This window comes from Streptomyces sp. NPDC007095 (assembly GCF_040634475.1).
Classification (GTDB): domain Bacteria; phylum Actinomycetota; class Actinomycetes; order Streptomycetales; family Streptomycetaceae; genus Streptomyces.
Genome location: NZ_JBEYFS010000193.1, coordinates 1 through 23174, shown reverse-complemented (window position 1 = coordinate 23174; position 23174 = coordinate 1). Strand labels below are relative to the sequence as shown.

Sequence of the window (23174 nt, the reverse complement as noted above, 5' to 3'; positions counted from 1 at the left end):
AAACCCGAACCCGACCCACCCGCCCCACCCGAAACAGGAGAAGGAGAAGGAGAAGGAGAAGACGGAAGAGCGACCCCCTCGCCGTCATCGGTGACCCCGCCCTGTCCGGCGATCGCCGGTACCGCGAGGGTCGTCGTCATGAGAGTGGCGATCAGGGCGCCCAGGGCGACCCGTTTCTGCTTCTCCGTGTCGCGCCCGGGTGGTCTGCGGAGAAGTGCATCGAACATGGGGACGCCTTCCAGGAGCCGGTGGCCACTTCCATCGGGGTTCGGCAGCCGATGTGACACGCCCTCGGTCGGCGACGTGGTTTGTCGCTGCCATGTCGCACCTACGGGCGGTCTGCTCGGCCGGGAACGAGGAAAGCTGCTCCACAGGTGCCGGGATCGAGTTGATGGACCATGTGCGGGAGCCGCCTTCACGTGTCATCCTTCTGAGCGGTGACCGACGTCCGCCAGCGCGGAGGTGCCACCCTGCCCTTTCTGCCAAAGGGACTGTCCGAACAATCCACCAGATCGTCCGGTACTGGCGGAGCGATGCCGTGGCCGCAGCCTGCCTCAGCCGCTCTCCATCCCAGGGGATCGCGCTTCCCAACTCCCGCCGACGCGGCGTCAGACCGGGGGCCAGGGCAATGGTGACGCCCAGACCCCGATCGCGGAACGTGGGACCCGTGACGGTTTTCAGGCCCGGGCGTCGCCGCGCCAGCCCGTCCACGCCCGGGTCAATTCCCGCACGGCCGCCAGGTCAAGACGTGCGGCCGGTGGTGTCTCACCCGGGTCGATCTCCCGCATCATGACGACACCCGGGATGCCGGGCTCAGCCCTGAGTACGCGAAACCTGGAGCCGGGCAGGAACAGCACCCGATCGGGACGTCGCGGGTCGAGGAGTTCCGTGCGGCGACCGGCCACCGACCAGATGAGGAAGTCGGTGTTGCCCGGCTCGTCCCGAGGACCGAGCACCGACGCCTCGCACACGTTCGGGTCGACCACCAGCGCCTGCTCGGCATACCACCGCCGCATCGCATCGTCGAGCGTCGCCCGCAGGCCCGTCGCCCCGCGGTGCACGGGAAACATCCGCAGCCCCTCCCGGAGCAGTTCGCCGTCGGGCGGCGCCGGTCGGCCGGTCCCCGCTTCCGCCCCGGGGCCGTCGGGCACCTCGCCTCCCGCCAGCCGACGGAGCACGGCCGCAAGACCGGCGAGGTCCCGGTCCGAACGGTCCGCGACGAGCCCGGGATGCTCTCGCAGGACCTCGACCGCGACGGACGCGACGCCCTCGGGTCCGGCATCCAGGGCGGATACGGCACCCTCGTGCCCGGCGCCCGAGACGGTATGCGGCCGAGCGTCGCCTGTCTGCCCCCGAGTTGGCGGCTCCGCACCGATGCCCCCGGGTGCGGGGAGACCGCCCGCCCGCGGAAGCAGCGTGACAGCGGCCCGGCCGCCGGAAGGAGCGGTGGGGTGGCAGACACCCATGCGTGTCGCACTGCGCAGTTCGGGCGGAAAGCTCCTCATCAGATCTGTCGCGAGCCGTCTGAGCCGGGGCAGTGTTTCCTCCGAACCGGCGTCGCACAGGATCCGTTCATGGCCGGGGTCCGGTGCGGCGGTACGTACCTCGGCCGCGTGCGGAGGGTCCTGCGGGGGGCGTAGCCACAGGCCGCTGGGCACCACCTCTACGACCGCGTCCGCCGCAAGGAGGTGGGTCCCGGGACGGATCTCCTGAAGGTCACGGACCGGCCACCCGTGTGCCACTGCGAACGGGGGCGGCGGAGGCCCGCCGGCGTCGGTCGGCGGCAGGTGGACGAACTCGTGCGCCCGCAGCGGACGGCCCGGCGAGCCGTCCTCCCCCACCAGTTGCACCTCACCGGAGTTCACGTCGCGTCCTCCCGGAATTCCGTTGTACAGACGGACGGGTTCGCCGACGACCTGGGCGAGCACATCCCCGAAGTGCCGCCCCCCGCTGAGGCGCGTGGGCCCGTAGCACACGATCCGCACCGCCGGCCGAACGTGTGGGGGCAGGTCCTGCCAGAAACGCGCGACATCCGCCAGCGGCAGCACCGCGGCCCCGGGAACGCCGACCACCACAGTGAGCAACTCGGGGGACACCCGCAGTTGACCATAGAGACGCATCCGTTGGTGGTGCAGGGCCGCGCTCTCCTCCGCCGGACGCAGCCAGGCGCCGGCGGGAAGGGGCTCCGCCACGGCCGTGCCGAGCGACCAGGGCCGGTCGGGCAGAGCGGACTCCCAGGACGTCTTCGGGAAGCCCCGGGAGTCCCGCGTCTCCGGTGCTCCCGGTTCACAGCGCACCCACCCCGGTCCGCGGTCCGAGCCGATGAACAGGCCACCGCCCGGAGTCGGCAACGGGATCCCGGCCGCGGCGACCACCGTCCTGCCCAGCCGGTCGGCGAGCCGCCGAGCCACAATCGTGGCCCCGAGGCGAGGAGTCCGGCCGAACACCACTCTCAAGCTGCCGTGGCCCGGGGGGACCTCCTGCGCCACGCTCTCGATCGTCCCGTCGTCCGCCCCGTCGGGCAGGTCGACCACCAAGACGGTGCACTCGGGGTCCCGGGCGAGGCCCGCGGTGAACGTCAGGGCGCGCTGATCCACGGGGCCGGCCGGGCAGATCAGCCACGCCCCACCCGCGCGGTGGGCCGTGAACGGGGGGCTCCCGGCGCCCCTTGCCCCTCCGTGGCCCGAGGGGTGGAGGGGCGCCTCCTCCCGGGCCGGTGCCGCAACCCCACTGTCCCGGAGAGGCACTGCCGGGATCCCCTGCTGCCGGCCGCGACGGGGAGAGGTACGAGCCGCTTCCGGGCGCGGGGCGCTGGGACTCCCCCCATCCCCCACCGTGCCCGGACGGGCGGACACCGTCGACGACGGGTCGGCTCCCGCGCCTGCCTGATTGCCGCTCATGCCCTTGCTTCTCTGTGAGAGCCGCGGTTTCCCCGCCATGGATGGGGCTGCGACCGGCCGGTGCCCCCAGGGACCGGCAATCGACTTTAGGAGCGTAACGACCCGCCAGTCCACCACGACCGCCCCCGCCGCACTCCGCGACCTGGCATTTCATGCCGCACGGGCACACACCATGCCTGTTCGGGAAGCTCATGCCGGGTCGGTCCCGCATGAAACCACCCCCGCCCGACCCGGGCATTCGACGTGGTGTGGGTGGTCCACGTCAGGCGCCGCTCCACCGTCTTCGAGGTCCGAACACCACTGACAGCTGGTCAGGAAATCCAGCACCGACCGGGCACCGATCCAGCACCGGATCGACGACGATCGGTTGCCAGAGGTCAACAAGGGCGGTGGGCGCGACAAATCCGGGAAGCACTGGTCAAAATGGCGCTCGCTTCCTCCGCAGGAGGCGCCCGGTGTGGGCTCTCCTTGTCAACGTCCCACTCAGCCCGCCCCGGATCCCTGGTAGCTGAGCTTGGTAGATACTTTTGGCACAGGGAGTCTTCCGCACGCGGATCCCGTCCTGTGCGGGCGACGGCACGCTGGCCTTGCCACCGGAGTTCTTCCTGTAATTCTTCCTGGTCATTCCTGCACGGCTGCGATGTGATGAGACAGGTAGCCCGATGCCCTCAGGTTGCTCTGTTGTGTTGCAGAGAGGGCGGAACACGGCTTCCCTGCTCAGCGGAGCCGTGACGGCCGTGGCGGCTGCGCGACCGCACGACCTTGTTAAGGAGTTGCCGTGTCGTTGATTCTGTCGACCTCTCTTCTGTCTGCGTCGGATCGAGCTGGTTTCTGGCATGACGCCGTATCGAGAACGTTCGTCCCTCTGGATGTGACCCTGCACGAAGAAGCTCCTTCGGCGGCGACGATCAACAGCAGTCAGCTGGGATCCATGCAGGTCTCTACGGTCACGGCCGGGCCACAGACGGTCGTCCGCAGCCCGCGGATGATTGCGAGGGACGGTAAGGAGCATCTGACGCTGACGCTCCTGCATCAGGGGATCGCCGAGCGCTCGCAGGACGGGCGGGACACGGTGGTGCACCCCGGGCAGTTCTCACTCTCCGATTCCAGGCGGCCCTTCAGCAAGACGCTGCGGCAGGCATTCAGCTTCACCTCGTTCCACTTCCCGAGATCCGTTCTGGGGGTGACCGACGATGATCTGCGGGCGGTGACCGCCACGGCCTTCGGCCAAAACGGTCCCTCCTCCGCTCTTCTCGCTGGGCACCTTGAGCGCCTGAACAGGGCGGCAGAGTCGCTCACCCCGGCTCAAGGCCGCAGACTCGCTCTGATCACCTGCGATCTGCTGGCCTGCCTGATCCAGGAGCGGCAAGGGCGGCTGAGCCCACAAGCACCCGCGGCCGCCCATGCCATGCTGACCCGCATCAAGGAGCACGTGCTGCGGCACTTGGAAGACCCCGACCTGACTCCCGCGGACATCGCCTCTGCCCACCATGTGTCAGTCAGGTATCTGCACAAGCTCTTCGAGTCCGAGGGCATCACCGTGAGTCGGTGGATCCGGCAGCAGCGCCTGGAGCGCTGCCGGAGGGAGCTGGCACGGGCAACGCCCCACGGACCAAGTGTGGCAGCTGTGGCCCATCGATGGGGCTTCGCCAGCCCCTCCCACTTCAGCCGTGCATTCCGGCTCGCCTACGACACCACCCCCCGGGAGTGGCAGGCAGCCGCGCGCATGAGCCGTACGAGCTGACCGGGGCCCTCCCGCCGGAAGTGGCCCCCATTCCTGCGACCGACGCCCGGCTGGGTCGTCCTCGGAGGAACTCGGTGCGGCGGTGGCGGAGGCAGCCGGTCATGCGCGGTTGAAGAGGTTGCTCGTGGCCGGGAGGGCGACGAACCACCCTGCGGGCACGGCGGTTTTGCTCGGCCACAGTGAGTGCGGCAACTCGTCGTTGCCAGGACGAGGTACTGGGCGTCGGAATTCTCGAACGGGTTGCTCATCGATCTGCTCCCTGGGCAGGCCGACTGCGGCCCTTCAGCTCTTGCTCAGCTCCCAGAACCGGAACACGGTCGAGGCGTCCAGACAGGACTCGACGCCATGAACGCCGTCGTGCACGACCGCGTACTGCTTGGCCTGCCACACCGGCAGGACGGGTACCTGCTGGGCCACGATGTCCTGGAGCTGGCTGAACTCCCCGTCGGTGGTGAAGCGGTCGCTCTCGGCGGCGGTGAGCGGGATCAGTCTGTCGGTGATCGTGCTGTTCGCGTAATGGTTGCCCAGTACGTTGCCCTTACCGAAGAAGGGAGCGGTGAAGTTGTCGGCGTCCGGGTAGTCGGGCACCCAGCCCTTGACGTAGACGCCGTACTTGCCCGCCGCGATGTCCTTCTCGTAGCGGTCGAAGGGCACGGACTTCATATCGGCGTCGAACAGCCCGCTGGCGTTGAGCTGTGTGGCGATCGCCTTCATCTCCTGGTCGGTGGCCGGGCCGTAGCGCGACGGCGTCGACCAGAGGGTCAGCTTCACCTTGTCGGTGATGCCCTCGGCGCGCAGCGCGGCGGCCGCCTTGGCCGTGGAGGGGCGGGCACCGTAGGTGTCGAAGAAGGACGCGGTGTGCCCGGCGATGCCGATCGGGACGATCGAGTACAGCGGGATCGCCGTGTCCCGGTACACCTGCTTGATGAGGGCGTCGCGATCGAGCACGTAGGCCATGGCCCTGCGTACGGCCAGCTTTCCGGCCACCGGGTCGCGCATGTTGAATACCAGGTGCTGGACCTCGGCGCTGCTGCCCTCCATGACCTCGACGCCCTTGTGGCCGATCTGCAGGTCGATGTCGGCGATGTCGTGCGCGGTCAGGCCGCGGTAGGCAATGTCGACCTTGTCGTCGAGCAGGGCGCTCTTCAGGGCTCTCTGGTTGCCGTGGAAAAACCTCAGCGTGACGCCTGAGTTCTTCACCTCGGCGGTGCCCTTGTATTGGTCGTTGACCGAGAAGACCGCCTTCTCCTTACTGAAATAGTCCAGCTTGTAGGGGCCGGAGCCGACCGCCCGGTTGTCCACACGCAGCCCATTCCCTTCGTACTGCCGGTGGTCGACGATGGAGCCTGCGCCGGAAGCTATCTTGCTGGGGAAGGTGGCATCGGGGACCTTCAGCTCGAAAACGACGGTCCTGTCGTTCGGCGTGTGGACGCTGTCGAGCGTATTGAACATGATTGCTGGACCGGCCGCGTCGTTGATGTTCAGGATGCGGTCGAAGGAGAACTTGACGTCCCGGGCAGTGAGGGGGTCACCGTTGCTGAAATGCAGGCCGTCCTGAAGGGTGCACCGGAAGACCCGGGCCTGCGCGTCCGTGAAGGAACATTTCTTGGCCGCCTCGGGCTGCGGCTCCGTGTCTCCGCTGGGGAAGCTGAGCAGCGATTGGAAGACGTTGTTGAACAACAGCCATGAGCCTGGGTCGTAGCCGGAAGCGGGGTCTGTGGCCAGCACGTCGTCGGACATTCCGACCACCACCTGGGAGCCGTCGCCGGCCAGTCCCCACATCGCGGATCCACACCCTGTCAACAGACCGAAAGCCAGCACTGCGGAGGCGAGCGGGGTCAGCCACTGGTTACGTATGTTCACTGCATGTGCCTTGTCTTGGTTTCTCGATATTCCATGGACCGCCGCGCGCATTGACGCATGGGCCGGTCCAGGGCCGAATGGAAAAGTCCCCGGACCCGAAACGGTTCAGAAATCAGCGGCAATCGCGGCAGATCACGGAAGGGGACAGAAACGTTCTCGCCGAATTTGATCCACACTCGCAAGGAAGGATCACGACTACCCGAGTCGCATGTTCATCACGCCGCGGAATCGGGGGTGAACGCGCGGGGAAGAGCTCCGCGGATGAATTCGCGCTGTGGTCCGCCAATCGGGTCGCGAGGGCGCGCCGAGAGCGCCCGACAAGAGTTGATCGAGAGCACTCTACGTCCGGGCAGTCGCGAGGAATGGCGTCCGTGCGTCCGCTGTCCAAGGAGACAGTAAGTCTGCACTTACAATCAATTACACAGACGCTTGAGTCGTGGGTGGCTGATCAATGAGAAGGGAGTACGAGCAGCGCATGGCCGGTGAGTTCCGCCGTCGCGGAGGTCAGACCCACCGCACCGGCAGCAGCCGCGGGCCGTGCACGAGCATGCCCTCGCGCCAGGTCACGGCGGCCGGGTGGACGTCCAGGCCGAGGTCGGGGCAACGCCGCAGCAGGGCGCGGATGGCGGTGCGCGCCTCCAGACGGGCGAGCGGGGCGCCGAGGCAGTGGTGAATGCCATGGCCGAAGGCGATGTGACCCTGCGCGGGACGGCGGATGTCGAAGCGGTCGGGGTCGGGGAAGCGCGCCCGGTCGCGGTTGGCGTCGGCGACGACGACCAGGACCAGCTCGCCGCCACCGGGGACAACCGTGCCGCCGATGTCGATCGGTTCGGTGGTGAAACGGAACGTCGCCGCCTCCACCGGTCCGTCGTACCGCAGCATCTCCTCCACCGCGCCGTCGAGCAGGGTCATGTCCGCGCGCAGCGCGGCGAGTTGGTCGGGGTGGCTGAGCAGCGCCAGGGTGCCGTTCGAGATCAGGTTGGCGGTGGTCTCGTGCCCCGCCACCAGCAACAGCCATGCGGTGCCGACAAGTTCCTCGGGGCTCAGCCGGTCGCCGCCTTCGTCGGTGGTGCGGATCAGGGCGCTCATCAGGTCGTCGCCCGGGTTGCGGCGCTTGTCGTCGAGCAACCGGTTCAGGTAGGCGCCCATCTCCTGGCTCGCTGTCTTCCGCACCGTCGGATCGGGGTGCGAGAACACGTCGGTGCTCCAGGTCCGGAACGCGGCGCGGTCCAGCGACGGCACCCCGAGCAACTCGCAGATCACTGACATGGACAGCGGGAACGCGAGGGCCTCGACCAGGTCGGCGCGTCCGTCCGGGCGGGCCAGCATGGCGTCGAGCAACGCCTCGGTGAGCTCCTCGACCCGCGGGGCGAGTTGCTCGACGCGACGCGGGGTGAACTCCCGGACGACCAGCTTGCGCAGCCGGCCGTGGTCCGGCGGGTCGGAGTTGAGCATGTTGGGCCCGGAGGCCGGTCTCACGAGGGAGAGCGTCGGCGCGGCCCGCTGCCATGACTTGGCAAGCCGGGGATCGGCGAGTGCGGCCCGTGCGGCTTCGTGCCCGACGACGAGCCATGCCTCGGTGCCCTCGGGCACCCGCACCCGGTGCACCGGTCCGCGCTCCCGCAGTCTCGCGTAGAACGGATAGGGGTTACGGACGAAATCCTCACCCAATGCGTCCAGATCGACGATATCGGCCGTGGTCATCGAAATCCTTGGTGGGTGAGGAAAGCGGAAGGGTCCGGGGTACGGCACAGATACCCACCGGAGAATTCACTCTCAAAGCCTTTCCTTCTCCCATCAGACCGTGCTGACGACCGCTCCGGTTCGGCACGTGCGATGGGCACCAGGAAGAATTGCGCACGCGAGTCGGGTGCCCTCACCGCTCAGCGGCGCGGGCACCCGACCTTGTCCACGGGTGGGTCAGTTGGACTTGAGGGAGGGGTTGGCGCTCGTCCCCTTGGCGGCACCGCTCCAGCCCTTCGACGCGCTGAAGTGGGCCGTCCCGACGTAGAACTCCTTGTTCGGGTTGTTGTTCTTGAGGCCCCGCACCTTCGCGTACGTGGTGCCGTTGGAGAGGGAGAGCTGCCCGCACTTGCCGGGCGCGATGAGCGTGGTCGTGATGCCGCCCTGCTGGGGGATCTCGGCGTAGGCGGTGTAGTTGCCGGACGCGCACACCTTGAGGGTGTGGGAGGTGGCAGCCGACGCCGACCCGGCCGTTCCGGCCACCGCTGCCGCGGTGAGCGAAGCCACCGCGCCGATGGCGAGTGCGGTCTTACGGGCCTTGGTCGTGAGCTTCATGATGCGTTCCGTTCCATTCGGTCGGTACAGAGAAGATGGGCAGAGAAATTCTCGGAGAAATCCGCCGCAATGAGGGCCCGTCCATTTCCTGCGGGTCCCGGTCGGGCACACGCTGAATTTACTTGACCGGTCATGCCATTCCGCCGCCGCGACGACTCACTTGCACGATCGGGTAGTCAGCCGCCACTTTGGGGCAACTGCGGAACGGCGCGCCGTACGGCTCGACAGAACAAAAGCGACGGTCGGCAGTTCGGGACTTCACCGGGTTGCGAACGGGGCGCGGACCACTACGGAGAGCACGTCTCACGTCGGCTTCGGCCAGGGGCCCTGGGGCAGCACGGTGGCGGCGTCATTGTCCCTCGCCCCCGCCGGCCCCCTGGCCGGCGGCCGCCCTCGCGAGACCTGCCCTGCGCACCACGAACCAGCCACCCACCAACGCCCCGACGATGAGCGGGAGACATTCGACCGTGGTGCGGGAGACGCCACCGTCCTGCCACATGAGGAGCACGACGGAGGCGAGGAAGACCAGGGTGGCCACCTGTGTGTACGGGGCCCAGGGCAGCCGGTAGGCGGGACGGGTCACTCCGCCGTCCTTCGAGCGGTTCCAGAACAGCAGGGAACAGACCATGATCATGCTCCAGGTCCCGATGACACCGAACGAGGCGAAGTTGATCACGAGCTCGAAGGCCTTCCCGGGCATCACGTAGTTCAGGATGACGCCGAGGACCCCGAAGCCCGCCGTCAGCAGGATCCCGCCGTAGGGCACCCCGCCCTTGCTCATCACCCCGGTGAACCTGGGCGCGGAGCCGGACAGGGACATCGAGCGCAGGATGCGTCCGGTCGAGTAGAGCCCGGAGTTGAGGCTGGACAGGGCGGCGGTGAGGACGACGAGGTTCATGACGTCGGCCGCGCCCGGGGTGCCGAGCTTCGTGAAGACCGTGACGAAGGGGCTCTCACCGGCGGCGTAGACCGAGGTCGGCAGCAGCAGCGAGAGCAGGACGACGGAACCCACGTAGAAGAAGCCGACCCGCCACATGATCGAGTTGATGGCCTTCGGGATGATCTTCTCCGGGTTCTCGGTCTCACCGGCCGCGATACCGCACAACTCGACGCCCGCGTAGGCGAAGACGACTCCCTGGATCAGCAGCAGCATCGGCATCATGCCGTGAGGGAACAGACCGCCGTTGCCGGTGATGGTGGCGATTCCCGGGGTGTGGCCGTCGACGGGGTGCTGTGTGACCACCAGGTAGACACCGACGAGCAGGAAGACGACAAGGGCCGACACCTTGATGATGGCGAACCAGAACTCCATCTCGCCGAAGTACTTCACCGAGATCAGGTTGGCCGTCAGCACGACCGCCAGGGCGACCATGGCGAGCACCCACTGCGGGATGTCGGCGAAGGCGGCCCAGAAGTGGGCGTAGGTGGCCACCGCCGTGATGTCCGCGATGGCGGTGGTCGACCAGTTGAGGAAGTAGAGCCAGCCGGCCGTGTAGGCACCCTTCTCGCCCATGAACTCACGCGAGTACGAGACGAACGCACCGGACGAGGGACGGTGGAGCACGAGTTCGCCCAGCGCGCGCACGACGAGGAAGGCGAAGACGCCGCAGACGGCGTAGGCGATGAAGAGGGACGGGCCGGCGCTGTGCATACGGCCGCCGGCGCCGAGGAAGAGGCCCGTTCCGATCGCACCGCCGATGGCGATCATGTTGACGTGCCGTGACTTCAGGTCCTTGTGGTAGCCGGCGTCGCCCGCGTCTACATGGGTGGTGCCGCCCGGTGCCGCCGTGGCACCGGATCCCGGGAGATCTGCGGCCGTGGTGACGGGATCGTTCATGATGGTTGCTCACCTTCGGAGTGTGTGCACTGTGCGGGAGCCAGGGGCTGGGCATGACCGAACCGGCGGACGTGGCACGGCAGTCGGCTGCCCGGTCCATGACCCGGCGCCGGTGCCACGGCGTGCTCGCCGATGGCGCGCCGAAGGCATCGGAGAAGTGCCCCTTGGTCACACCGCTTCGGAGCAGTCTGGGGGGCGGACGGCCCCGGTCGCCTGCTCCCTCGACCCGACGTGCTCGATGAGACAGAGGGCGTACCCGAAGGGGACGGATGGTTACGGGTGGGTTAGCGGAACGTGACTACACGTTCCTGACTCGCGTGTCGGACAAGGGAATTGGATGCACACACCCGAGCCTCGCCGGCACGTCAGGCCGGGGGCTGTTCCCCGACGACGGCCCGCCTGAGCGCGTCGGTCTCCAGCAGCAGACTGGCCGCGCCGCTGGGGTTGACGAGCAGGCGCTGGTCCGGCTCGAGGAGGTCCAGCAAGAGGGTGACCGGCACGGCGTCATAGGCGAGCCGTCCGAGAGCATCGAGCTGCGCGGCGGAGGTGTGGACCGGAATGACGGGGATGCCGTCCGGAGTGGAAGCCAGTAGGGGGCGGCCATCCGGATCGACCGGCACGGCCACCTCGGCGCCTGCCAGGCGTCGGGTGACGTCCTCGGCCGGACCGTAGCCGGTGACCGCGAGCTGGATGGCCTCGTCGACCTCGTCGGTCGGGGGCGGCCAGCCGCGTGCGGACGGCGAGGGCCGGTACTCCTCGTTCTCCCGCCACTGCACGATCTCGCCCGTCGCGTCCGAACGCCACTCCCCCATCACCGCCCAGGACGGCGGGGGGCCGTCGCCGGACCAGCCTGGATCCACCATGCCCAGCCAGTGGTCGGGCGCCTGCTTGGCGGCCTCCAGCAGGTCGGGCGGTATCTCGGGAGCGTCCCGCAGGCCGTCGTCCGCCGGGTCCCCGGATGCGGGGGCACCCTGCCGTGCCGTACCGGACGCCGCCTGGGCGGTGTCACCGTTCGTCATCTTTCTCCTCGGTGTCGGTCGTCGTGCCCCCGGTGACGGCTTGCGGACCCGTGCCTCGTTCCGGTGCGGGGCCGCCGGTGCGAGGGCCGTTCCTCCGGTCGCTGGGGAGGCGCCGGAGCGGGACCGGCGGTGACCGGTGGCCTCGGGTGGAAGGCCCGCCACTCGATGGCGTCGTGGGGCGAAGAGGGGTAGAGATCAAGGCGGATTTCTACGCGTGTGCTGGGCGCGTACACGACGCGACCGGTCTTGTCGGCCAAGAGCTGCGCCACATTCCGGCCGGGCTCCGTCGCCTCACCGCCGGTGGAGCAGGCGATCAGAACGATCGGGACCTGCGCGGGCAGCCTTCTCAGGCTCGGCCGACGTTTCAGGAACGACCCGAGGTTCGTTCCGTCCACCTCCGCTACTCCGGCTTCGGTGCGCAGGTCCACAGAGCCTGCATTGCCGTGGGCCAGGAAGAAGTACGGGGTCACCCCCGGCAGGTCACGCGTCCACGGCAGTGCCTGGGAGCCGGGCCGGTCCACGAACTCGTCGTCACCGACTTCGTCCCATACGCGGTAGGTGCGGATGGCCCCCAGCTGGCGGATCACCGTCCCTAGGGCCGCTTCGGCCCACTTCTTAGGCGCCACCGAGGCACGCCCCAGCGGCCTGTGCTGCTCGTCCTGGATCGTGTGGTGAACCACATCCCTGCTGACGATCCGTCGGCCGTCCAGGGTGGTCAGCTGTACGGCCCGTGGCGGCACCGCACGCGCACGCTCCTCGGCCGAGACGGTGTCGAGGTCGTCGGGCAGACTCCGCAGCCACCGCCCGGACGACTCCCCCTCGCCTCCGCCCACGGCACTGATCCGCGTCGCGGTGCCGTTGGGCGAGAGCAGCAGTTCCAACTCTCCGGTGTACGACCACACGGTCCGGCCCGTGCGGGCCGCCACCAGACGCGGCAACTCCAGACCGCCCACACCGCCAAGCGACACCAAGAGCACCACCGGCACATCGGCGGGCAGCGCCCGCACCTGCGGGAGCGACGCCAGATGGTCCGCGAACTCCGCCCAGCGCATCGCAGCACCTCCCGTCGCCGTACGCACCAGGACGGAACGGGTCGTGGTGTCGGCCACCACGAAGTACGGCACCGGCGCCGACACCGAGAGCGAGAACCACGGCGGCTGTTCCAGCCGGAAGGTCCTGGTCCCCTCGGGACCGGCCGGTCCCGGTACGTATGTCGTCCAGACCTCGGGCGGCGCCGTCACGTCCATGCGGCGGACGCCGTCGGGCCGGAAGTCCAGGCCGATGTCGCCACGGGTGTTCCGGCGCGAGACGATCGGCACCGGGTCGGGCACCGGAACACTCCGCTCGGACGACACCGGCTCCGGCTCGGCGGCCGGCACCCCGGACATCCCCTGGCCGGTCCGCGGGACGGAAGCCAGGAGGAAGGGCTCCTCCCTGAGCGTGAGCCCGAGCGTGTCGGCCTGCCGCCCGGAGCGCACCACCGTCACCACGGCCTGCCGGCGCAGGCCCTCACGGGTCTCACCCGCCGCCTGCGCGACGTCACGACCCGCCGCCCGTCCCAGAGGCACCACGGAGAAGTGGGAGTCGTCCATGACCGCCGGAGCCCCGGAACCACGCTGAAGCTCTTCCAGCACCTCCCGCACCACCTGCCGCAGCTCGGCCACCACCGCCTCGCCCCGACGCAGACTCGTCCGCAACGCCGCGTCGGCCCGCCCGGGCAAGGGCAGCGCACCACCGTTGCCTCCGGCCTCCACCCGCACCCGCACCCGCGGCCACGGCAGCCCGGCCCGGTGATCCTCAAGAGCCACACGCGCGGTCTCCTGCGCAAACCGGCGCAGGTCCCGGCGCTGATCCGCCGACAGGGCCTTCACATGCTCGGCGAACCGCACCACGTGCCGCGGCACATCGGCCGGCGGATGCGCCGCCGACGATTCGTCATCCCCGGCGCGCACCGCCTCGGTCGCCACCGGCCGGTCTTCCACAACAACCTCGAGCAGGCCCGCGTCCTGGCTGTCGGCCCTCGCCTCCTGGTGCGACTCGGTGGCACTGTCCCCGATGCCCCCGTCGGACGACTGTGCCACGGGCGCCGCGTCAGCCATTCCTTGCGCCACCGGTGCAGCCGTGCCCGGTCCGTCCGCAGCAACCACCGGCGTCGGCCCGTCGGTGTCCGGGCGCCGTGGCCGGAAAGTCAGCCACTCGGCGTCGTCACCGGGATTCGAAGGCATCAGGTGGAGGGCGGTGACGACGGGGGCGGTGGGCGCGTACACGACGCGGCCGGTCTCGTCCGCCACCAACTGCGCCGCACTCGGGCCCGGCTGCTCCACCTCGGCGCCGACCGAGCAAACGGCCAGAACAATCGGGTCTTGCGACGACCGCCCGCTCAGGCTCGGCCGGCGCTTCAGGAACCTCCCGAGGTTCGTCCCGTCCACCTCCAGGTCGCCCCCGGTGGTGTGCAGGATCATTTGGCCCATGGAGCCGTGGGACATGAAGAAGTAGGGGGTCGCCCCCGGCAGGTCACGCCTCCATGGGAGCCTCTTGAGGGAGCCGGGCCGGAGCACCTTCTCCCCGTTGACGTCGTCCGACACGGCGAAGTAGTCCCTGACCCCGAGCTGGCGGGCCCGCTCCCCGAACCACGCCTGGGCCCACGTCCGCGGCGCCAACGAGGCGCGTCCCAGCGGCCTGTGCTGCTCGTCCTGGATCGTCTGGTGAATCACCTCGCTGCCGGCGATCGATCGGTCGTCCAGGGTGGTCAGCTGTGCGGCCGGTGGCGGCTCCACACGCGCGCGATCCTCGGCCGAGACGGCGCCGAGGTCGTCGGGCAGACTCCGCAGCCACCGCCCGGCCGACACCCCCTCGCCTCCGCCCACGGCACTGATCCACGTCGCCGTGCCGTCAGGCGAGGGCATAAGTCTCAGCACCCCGCTGTACGACCACACGGTACGACCCGTGCGGGCCGCCACCAGACGCGGCAACTCCAGACCGCCCGCACCGCCACGCGACGCCAAAAGCACCACCGGCACCTCGGCGGGCAGCGCCCAGACCTGCGGGAACGACGCCAGATGGTCCACGAACTCCGCCGGACTCATCGCGGCATTTCCCGCCGCCGTCCGTACCAGAACGCCACCGTACGCGGTGTCGGCCATCACCAAGTAGGGCATCTGCGTCGACACCACAGGCGAGAACCACGGCGGCCGCTCAGGCAGGAAGGTCCGCGTCCCCTCGGGACCGATCGGTCCCTGTACGTACGTCGTCCAGACCTCGGGCGCCGCCGTCACACCCATGTCGCGGACGCCGCTGCGCCGGAAGTCCAGGCCGATGCCGCCATGGGTGTTCGAGACGATCGGCACCGCCTCCGGAACCGGAACACTCCGCTCGGACGACACCGGCTCCGGCTCGGCGGCCCCCACCTCGGGCCCGCCCTGGCCGGTCCGCGCCTCGGAGGACAGGAGGGCGGAGTCGTCCCCGAACGTCGCGCCGCCGTCGCTCCGTGCCTGCCGGTGCTGAGAGGGCGCAAGGGTACGGTCCGGTGCCGTGGTCACTCGGGTCTCCGGCTGGGGTGCGGCGTCGTCCGCCCACCCGTCCGGCAGCCCCGGGCCCACGTCGGCGGACCGCTGGGCAGTGCTCGCCGCGGCGGTGTCGCCGGGTGTCCAGACCACCTGCCGGGTCTCGGCGTCCCAGGTCCCGGTCTGGCCGTAGCTGTAGTCGTAGACTCGGGCGATCGCCTCCGGGCTGATACGTCCGGTGAAGGCGACCTCCTGCTCCTCCTCCCGATATTTGGGGATTCCCTCCGTCTTCCTGAGGGTGGCGTTGACGTCCACTCCCGTCGAGTCCGGGTTGGCCGACGCCGTGATCTCGTAGCGGAACCGCCTGCCCATGAACCGGATGGTGCGGTCGCGGGTCGTGGACACGTACGAAGCCGTCGGGTTGTCGTCCACCCACTTCCGCAACCGCACGAGGGTTTTGGGGTCAGTGGCCTGGAAACCGGTGGTGAACACCACCTCCGGCCGCGTGTCGAAGAAGCGCCACACGGTCTCGTCGGGCCGGCTCTCCACGATGTGGTCACGGTCCTCGGGATGAACCATCGAGTAGTCCACCGCGGGTGCCGCGTCCGCGTCCCGTCCGTCCGCCAGTCCCAGGGACGGGTCCGGGCCCCCTCCGGGGGAGACGTCCTCCTGCCGCTCGGGGAACTCGTTGGTCTCCACCGGCCCCGAGGAACCGGTCCCACGGTGGGCGTACGGCGCGAACACCTCGGCGATCTGGCGCAGATGGTCCGGCGTGAGCACCAGCCGGGATGCGAAGGCGCCTCCCTCGACGGTCCCCATCAGGCTCGTCCGGCCCTCGGGCACGCTCTGCACCGCGCGCCCGCCCGGCGTGAGCAACACCCTCGGATCGGCGGCGTCGTCGAGCACGCCGAGGCCATGGACGACCTCGTGCACGAAGGCGGCGGGGTCCACTCCCGTGTACCACGCCCCCTGCACCATGGCCCGATGCCCCGGCACCCCGGGCAGCACCGTGACCACACCATGTGCGGACTCGGGGTCGTCGGTGAACGCCACCTCGACCCGAAGCCGGGAGCCCGGTCGCACGGGTCCGGTCACCCGGTCCGGCTGAAGGTCGGGCAGGCGGTACGCCGGGGCGTTGACCAACTGCTCCAGGGTCTGCGTCAGGGCACGCCGCAGACCGGCCAGCTCCTGAACCGTCACGCCGTCGTCCGGAACCAGGTGCAGTCGCCGGGTCAGCAGCAGCACGTCGTCACCGGCCGCGTCCGCGCGGTACCGGACCCAGTCGTACCCGACATCGGTGCGCTCGCCGGACCGGTCGGGCCTGCGCACCGCGGGTCGCCGGCCCGGTCCGCCCGGTGTGAACGTGAACGCCCCGGACTCTTCCTGACCCGGCCCGGACCGGAACGGCAGCCACCTGTCGGTTCGCACCTCACCCCGGCCCAGGACCGGGCCGAACGGCATCCCGCCGGTCTCGGTGTCACGAGCGGGCGAGGCCGTCCGGGCTCCCCGGACACCGCCGGCCGACAGCCCCTGGGCCACGTCTGCGGATCGCTGGACGGTACTGGTCGCGGCGGTGTCCCCCGGGGTCCAGACGATCCGCTGCGCCCCGGGATCCCAGGTCCCCGTCCAGCCGTATTCGTAGCTGTACACCCTGACGATTGCCTCTGGACTGACACTGCCGGTGAAAGCGACCTCCTGCTCGTGCGGAATGTCAGGAACGCGATTCGTCTCGGCGAGGGTGGCGTTGATGTCCACACCGGTCGGGTCGGGGTTGGCCGACGCCGCGATCTCGTAGCGGTACGGCCTGTTCCGGTACCTCGCCTTGCGGTTGCGGGTGGTGGAGACGTAAGGGGCCTGCGGGACGTAGTTCGCCCACTCCTCCAGATCCACGCGGGCCGAGAGGTCACTGGCGTGGAACCCCTCCCGGAACACCACCTCGGGCGGCTTTTCGGAGAAGCGCCACAGTGTCTCCTCGGGACCGCTCTCGACGACGTAGTCGCGGTCGTCCGGATGGACCATCGAGTAGTCCACCGCAGGCGACACGTCCGGGTTCTGATGCGCGGGCAGCGTGGCGGCGGGCCCGGCCGCGTCCGGGGCGACCTGGGCGTCCACGACGGCAGGGGCGGCCGGGGGGAACACGTGGACGCGGCCGGAGGGTTCCGCCCAGCGGCTGGCGACCCGTCCGTCCGGTCCGGTGGTGTCGAGCCGGACCGGCACGTCCAGCTCGTGTGCGACGTCCCGGGCCAGGTGGTCCATGGACAGGGCGGTGAAGGTGAGGAGCAGCGGCAGCCGGACCGGCGACGGGACGACCCCCTCGTGGGCGGTCAGCACCTCACGGACCCGGTTGACCTCTCGGACGACGGCGTCGACGGCGTCGACGGGGTCGTCGGCCACGGACCCCGTCGGCCTCCGAGCGGCGTCCGGGACGGAGTCGTCGGCGCCGTCGGTGCGCGGCGGTACCGCCTGGTGGTCGTCCAGCAGGCGCTCGTACCGCGTCAGGCTCTCGGGCGCCGTGACCTCGGGGTCCACCGACCGGGCCGTGGCCAGGTCCGCGCGCAGGGTGTCCACCGCCCAGCGCAGGGCGGCTCGGTGGGCCTGGGCGCCCAGTGCCGCACGGTCCAGGTGGAGCACCACCGCGTCGAGCGGGCCGGTGGACGCGGCCCTGACGCGGCGGGCCACCGTCTGGTGCAGTCGGGCCGCGACCAGCCCCGGCTCGTTCGCGGCCTGAGCCATGAGCGCGCCCAGGTCGAGCGGACGGGCGCCGTCCAGGTTCGCCCAGCGCGCGGCGTCGAGGGCCGGCGGGAGGGGTGTCCGCTTCAGCCGGGCCAGCAGCTCGTCGACCTCGGCCTGGAACAGCTCCGCGTACACGTCACCGGTGAACGGGTCGCTGTACAGGGTGTCGTGCCCGGAGGCCGACGGCCGCAGCAGGTTCCGGGTGTACCGCTCGGCCACCAGCCGGTAGCGGCCGCGCATCCGCACCAGGTGGACCGGGCCCTGCTGCTTGATGTGCTGCTCGCGCCGGTAGTTCTCGGTGCCCGCGCCCGCCAGGCCGCTGCCGGTGTTCCAGGACGCCGACGTGCCGCCCTGCCCGGTGTACGGCGGGTAGGCCTGGCCGTCGGGCGTCTGCGCCGGGTCGTGCGGCCGCAGGACGCCCGACGCGGAGGTGCCCGCGGTGGCGGAGGGGCGCCAGCGCTCGTTGCTCGCGCTGACCGTCGTGCCGCTCTGGTGCTTGGTGTAGCGGCCGGTTCCGGTGCCGTGGACCGGGCCGAGGACCTCGAGGTCGAACAGGTCGCCCGCAAGGTGGAGCCTGGCCCGCCGGGAGGAGTGGCCCGGCACGAACAGGGTTTCGGTGAGCAGGTGGCGCCCGCCGGCCGACGCCTGGAGCAGGTGGTTGGTCAGGTGACCGCGGCTCATCAGCTGCCGGATGGTGAGGCTGGTACGGGCCCGCGCGCCGTCCGCGCCGGGGCCGAAGAGCCTGGTCATCAGTTTCAGGGCGGCCGGCAGTGCGTCGTCCAGCAGGACGCCGGTGATGTACGCGTCGCCGGGCAGCGCGGGCAAGGGCCGCAGGTCTCGGTCGGCCGACGGTCCGTACGGCGGACGGAACTCCGCGAGGCCACGCGGGACTTGCAGGTCGAGCACGCCGGAGACGCTGGTGGTGCTGGTGGTGGAGCGTGCGGCGTCGAGGCCGCGGTACAGGCCGGCCAGCCAGTTGTTCAGCGGCCGGCCCGCCATGTCCAGGCGGCGGACCTCGACGGTGACGGTGTGGCCGAACCGGGCCAGGTAGGCGCCGTTCCAGGCGTACGCGGTCTGCTCCGTGGTCGCCGTCTCGGCGCGGGTGACGCCCCGGTGGGCTCCCTCTCCGAAGCCGACGCCGACGCTGTTGAACGTGTGCGCCTCGCCGCCGCCGAGCCTGCCGACGGTGAACGTCAGGGCCGCGTCCCGGGAGGTGGTGACGGCGGTGCTCGCATAACCGTGGCCGTAGTTCTCCAGGCCGGTCTCGGGCCTGAAGTCGTACACCGCGGGACCGGAGTCGAGGGTGCCGGACAGCTTGATCTCGACGATGTCGGACAGCAGCCAGCCAATGGGGTTGACCAGGTAGAACGTGTGGCCGTTGGGGGAGAGCAGGTCCTCCAGCATCGCGGAGTCGCGCCCTTCGGCCAGCAGTGACTGCAGGGCGTTCACGGCGCCCTGCAGCCGTCCGACCCTGCGTCCGTTGCCGGTCCACAACTCGGGCCGGGAGGCGAGCAGTCCGGGCGCGACCCGGTCCACCTGCTCGCGCACGATGTCGTAGGTCGACCGGCCGTCACGGTAGCCGATCGCGTGCACCCCGCTGTGGCCCAGGATCCTGCCGCCGCGGTCCTGACGGGTCAGGTACTCGGGGAACCCGACCTCGGTGAAGCGGCTCGCCGGTTCCTTCAGTTCCCGTCGGAAGCGGCCGTTGAACGCGGTCCTCGTCCCCTCGTCCAGCACCGGCAGGGCACCGCTCTCGTGGAGCCGGGCCAGCAGGTCCGCCAGGTCGCGGCGGCTCGCGGTCAGCCCGCCGAGGGTGTCCGCCACCGCCTGGCCGGCCTCTGTCAGCGGCCGCGGCCCCGGCTCGGGCGTGTCCAGCACCCAGCGCGTCAGCACGCCCGCGACCGTGTTGCCGCTGAGCCTGACCTCTCCGCCGTGCCAGCGGTTCATGACGTCGACGAGCTGCTCGTCGGAGACCGGGACGACGTCCCTGGCGTACTGCTCCAGCGCTTCCGGCTCGGACAGCAGATACAGGGCGGTGCGGTCGGTGACCTCGCGCCGGTCCGAGCGGTACGTGCCCGGCAGCAGCTTCGCGGTCTTCTCCAGGCGGCTGTGGACCTCGAAGTCCACCGTGGTTTGGTACGCGTACGCGCGGTTGAAGTCGAGCTGGATCAGTTCCTGCGCGCCGGTGCGTCCCTGGCTGGAAGCGGCGTTCCACTGCCGGCTCTGGGAGGCGCCCGCCTCGCCCTGGAGGAACGCGTCACCCACCGAACCGCCGACGGTGATGCCGGCCTGTGTCCATGCCACGCCGGCGGACGACGTGTCAGTGCTGTTGGTCTGGGTCATCCACAACCTGATGACGCCCAGGACGAACTTGTCCTTGGTGGCCCCGGCGAACGCGGAGGGCCCCATGCGGCCCCGCACGTCGACCGCGCCGAACGTGTTCCTGAACCCGGTGTCGAAGAACTGGTCGGTGGTGTAACGCCCGTTCAGGATCTCCTTCAGGTGCGCCCGCACCTGGATGGTGCTGGTGAAGGAGGTCAGTTCCTGGTCGGCCTGGCCGTGCGGTCCGGTCAGCTCGCCGAGCACCGACGCGGCCGCGTCACGCAGACCGGTGGCGTCGACGTGGTAGACCACCGCCCGGTCGAGCACGGAGGCCGGCGTCCGGCGCAGCGAGGTCGTCCCGGGGTGTCCGAGGTCGCCGAGCGGCAGCAGGTAGGCCACGGTCCGCTGCTGCGACAGCGCGATCGGCTCCGGGTTCCGCGCTCCCGGCCGGATCAGGCCCTGCAGACCGCTGTGCTGGAGTTCCAGGGTGGCGGTCAGGTCGATGTACAGGGCGTGCTTGTTGACGACCCCGGGGTATTCCAGCAGTTCGGGACGGTTGTTGAGGAAGGACACGGTGTCCGTGGCGCCCACCGAGCGCTGGAGGTCGAACCCGGTCACGGCGCCCTTGAGCTGGTTGGACAGGGCCTTGAACCGGAAGCTGAGCGCGATCTTTTTGCTGCCGCCGCTGAACTGGCCGGCGGTGTCCATGCCCATGCCGAGGTTGACGACGGCCATCTCGTCGGTGGAGCCGAGGAACTCCGGTGGCATGTCCTCCGAGGCGGTCGCCCTGATGGTGATTTTCACGGCGTCCAGGTCGAGGTCGACGCCGAGGCCGCCCCGGCGCCGGACCATGGTGAAGACCAGACCGGACTGGTGCAGCTGGTCGTAGTGCGACTCCAGTCCGCGCCGGGAGACGTACTTGTCCAGCAGCTCCTGGTTTTCCAGTCCGCTGTCCAGCTCGTTGGCGTGCGACCACCAGTGGTCGGCGGCCAGCGGCGACTCGGCGTCCTCGGGCAGGAAGCCGAGCCGGACGAGTTCCCGCGTCAGCCCGTCGTGCAGCTCGCGCACCGTGGCCTCGTCGACCTCGACGAGGCCCATGCCGATGCCGTGGCCCTCCGCGACGTGCGGCGGGACGTCCAGGTGCTCGGGGTCGTCCGGGCGGCGGCCGGTGCGGCGGATCCGGCCGGGCTCGTACTGCACCGTCCGCGACGGCGCCCGCGTGACGGCCGTCGCCTCACCGGACTCCTCGACCGGGCCGGGAACGACGGTCGCGTCGTCCGTCGGCAGCACCTCCTCGCCGCCGGGCGCGACGGCTCGGTTGTCCGCCGACAGGGCCTCCTCGTCCACCGGGAAGCCGTACCGGAACGCCTCGGGTTCCGGCATCCGCACCAGGCCCTGGCCGGACACGGACGGCGTCGTGACCGGCTGGGCGCCGCGCACCGCCACCACAGCGCTGTGCGTGAACTCCAGCCGGTAGGCGGTGGTGTTCCCCGTGTAGCGCGGCACCACGACCCACAGGCCGGTGCGGCCGGCACTGATGCCGTCGGAGTTGGACCACGTCATGGCCAGCGAGGTGCTGACGCCCACGCCCAGTCCCGGGTCCTTGAACGGCAACGGCGCCAGATCGAGTTCGGCCGACGGCAGACTGACCGTCGTGGAGTTGCTGACCGTGTGGCCGCCGCTGGTGCCGTCGATCGCGGTCCTGACGTTCTCGATCGGGGCCTTGTCGCTGGTGGCGCCGACCCGGGTACCGCGCGAGTAACGCACCGTGTGCACCTGGACGGTCGCGACGGGCCTGCCGTACCGGTTGTGCAGGGTGAAGGGGTAGCCGCGCGCGTCGCCGACGGCCGCGTCCAGGTGGGCGTCCAGGTTCCACAGCTTCTGCAGCAGCTCGTTGCGGGGCACGCTGCCGACCGGCAGCTCCAGCCCCTGCTGGTGCGCGGCGGCGACGATCCGGTCGAACAGCGCGGGCAGGCCGGTGAGGCCGGACGCGTAGTGCACGGCCGGCAGTCGGTTCTCCAACCCGCCGGTGCCGACCGCGGTGACCTGCTCCGGTGCCTGCTCCAGGTAGTGCTCCGGCACGTAGAGCAGCAGCCTGTGGTCGCCCTCGGTCCGCACCGGGACCGGGGCGATGTCCTCCCAGCCGCGCCGCGCGTCCGTACGGATGCGCGCCGACCAGGCGGGCCGGTAGGCGAGCATCGTGGAGTCGGCGTCGGCGACCTCGACGTGGCCACCCTCCGCGTCGCCGACCCAACTGGTGGACCGGCTGGAGGCGTTGGCCGTACCGGAGATACCCGCGCCGACCCTGGCGACCTCCAGCACGCCGGGGCCCAGGCCGATGCCGTACGACATCGAGATCCCGGCGCGCGTGGCGCTCGTCGGGCCCGAGTGGGTCCGTACGAAGGCACCGGTCAGGTACGAGGCGTTGATCGCCTGGTTGGCGTGGAACCGTTCGGGGCCGGCGGGGCGTTCCGGCACCAGGCCGAGCGGCCCGGACTCCGGCTCCGCCTCGGACCGCGAGCCGGTCCCGGCCCCCGTCCCGGACTCCGGCTCCGGCTCGGGCTCCTCCGGGATGGTCTCCAGCGCCGAGGGGCCGTCGTACGACGCGGCCGGGTGGCGCACCGTCCTCGGGTCCTGCGGGTCGAGCGTGATCAGCGCCTCGACACCGCCCAGCGGGACGAGCAGACCCGCGTTCGCGAACTCGCCCTCGCCCGGCACCAGATAGCGGTAGTTGCTCAGCAGACGCTGCGGCAGCAGGTCCCACACGGTCTCCGGCACGCGCTGTCCGGTCACCTCGACCATGGTCCGCAGCGTCCGGATGACCTCGGGCAGATACGGCAGCCCGGCCCGGGGGACGCCGATCGTCCGCGCCGCGGGGGGCACCTCGACCCGCTCGCCGAGCGGCGAACCCGGCTGAGGTCCGGGCGCGGCGGCGGGCTCGCGCGACGGCTGCCC

At 70.4% G+C, this 23174-nt stretch carries 8 protein-coding genes and 2 pseudogenes; 1 reads left to right on the top strand and 9 read right to left on the bottom strand.

Going from position 1 to position 23174, the window contains the following annotated elements; genetic code table 11:
• Together ABZ656_RS43675 and ABZ656_RS43670 are read right to left on the bottom strand one after the other, a co-directional pair.
• A pseudogene (locus tag ABZ656_RS43675) lies at nt 1-227 on the bottom strand (hypothetical protein); the annotation flags it as partial.
• A 450-nt stretch (nt 228-677) separates the two neighbouring features.
• Nucleotides 678-2597, bottom strand: a complete 1920-nt coding sequence (locus ABZ656_RS43670) for a hypothetical protein (protein WP_360276136.1) — start codon at nt 2595-2597, stop codon at nt 678-680.
• Between the two features lie 1081 nt (nt 2598-3678).
• Between ABZ656_RS43670 and ABZ656_RS43665 the strand changes: the two genes are divergently transcribed.
• Nucleotides 3679-4644, top strand: coding sequence for a helix-turn-helix domain-containing protein (locus tag ABZ656_RS43665; RefSeq protein WP_101402713.1), 966 nt, complete (start codon nt 3679-3681; stop codon nt 4642-4644).
• Nucleotides 4645-4767: 123 nt separating this feature from the next.
• Here the strand turns inward: ABZ656_RS43665 and ABZ656_RS43660 are convergent.
• The 7 genes and pseudogenes from ABZ656_RS43660 to ABZ656_RS43630 all read right to left on the bottom strand — a co-directional run.
• Nucleotides 4768-4892: pseudogene (locus ABZ656_RS43660) on the bottom strand (MbtH family NRPS accessory protein); the annotation flags it as partial.
• A gap of 34 nt (nt 4893-4926) precedes the next feature.
• Complete coding sequence (locus ABZ656_RS43655) at nt 4927-6507, bottom strand: ABC transporter substrate-binding protein (protein ID WP_101402712.1); 1581 nt, start codon at nt 6505-6507, stop codon at nt 4927-4929.
• 504 nt (nt 6508-7011) lie between these two features.
• Complete coding sequence (locus ABZ656_RS43650; RefSeq protein WP_360276132.1) at nt 7012-8211, bottom strand: cytochrome P450; 1200 nt, start codon at nt 8209-8211, stop codon at nt 7012-7014.
• A 216-nt stretch (nt 8212-8427) separates the two neighbouring features.
• A complete protein-coding gene (locus ABZ656_RS43645; protein ID WP_360276129.1) occupies nt 8428-8805 on the bottom strand; it encodes a hypothetical protein in 378 nt (125 codons plus the stop codon).
• Between the two features lie 349 nt (nt 8806-9154).
• The gene (locus ABZ656_RS43640) at nt 9155-10642 is read right to left on the bottom strand and encodes an amino acid permease (protein ID WP_360276126.1); all 1488 of its coding nucleotides are present in this window, start codon (nt 10640-10642) and stop codon (nt 9155-9157) included.
• A 365-nt stretch (nt 10643-11007) separates the two neighbouring features.
• Nucleotides 11008-11661 (bottom strand): type VII secretion system-associated protein, encoded by a 654-nt coding sequence (locus ABZ656_RS43635; RefSeq protein WP_360276123.1) that lies wholly within the window; start codon nt 11659-11661, stop codon nt 11008-11010.
• Complete coding sequence (locus tag ABZ656_RS43630; protein WP_360276120.1) at nt 11658-23102, bottom strand: hypothetical protein; 11445 nt, start codon at nt 23100-23102, stop codon at nt 11658-11660. Before ABZ656_RS43630 ends, ABZ656_RS43635 begins: the two co-directional genes overlap by 4 nt.
• Nucleotides 23103-23174 lie beyond the last annotated feature (72 nt).

What these genes read in the sequence shown, in the direction of transcription:
- ABZ656_RS43650 (WP_360276132.1), bottom strand. Translation starts at nt 8,211, where the DNA reads ATGACCACGGCCGATATCGTCGATCTGGACGCATTGGGTGAGGATTTC.
- ABZ656_RS43645 (WP_360276129.1), bottom strand. Translation starts at nt 8,805, where the DNA reads ATGAAGCTCACGACCAAGGCCCGTAAGACCGCACTCGCCATCGGCGCG.
- ABZ656_RS43640 (WP_360276126.1), bottom strand. Translation starts at nt 10,642, where the DNA reads ATGAACGATCCCGTCACCACGGCCGCAGATCTCCCGGGATCCGGTGCC.
- ABZ656_RS43635 (WP_360276123.1), bottom strand. Translation starts at nt 11,661, where the DNA reads ATGACGAACGGTGACACCGCCCAGGCGGCGTCCGGTACGGCACGGCAG.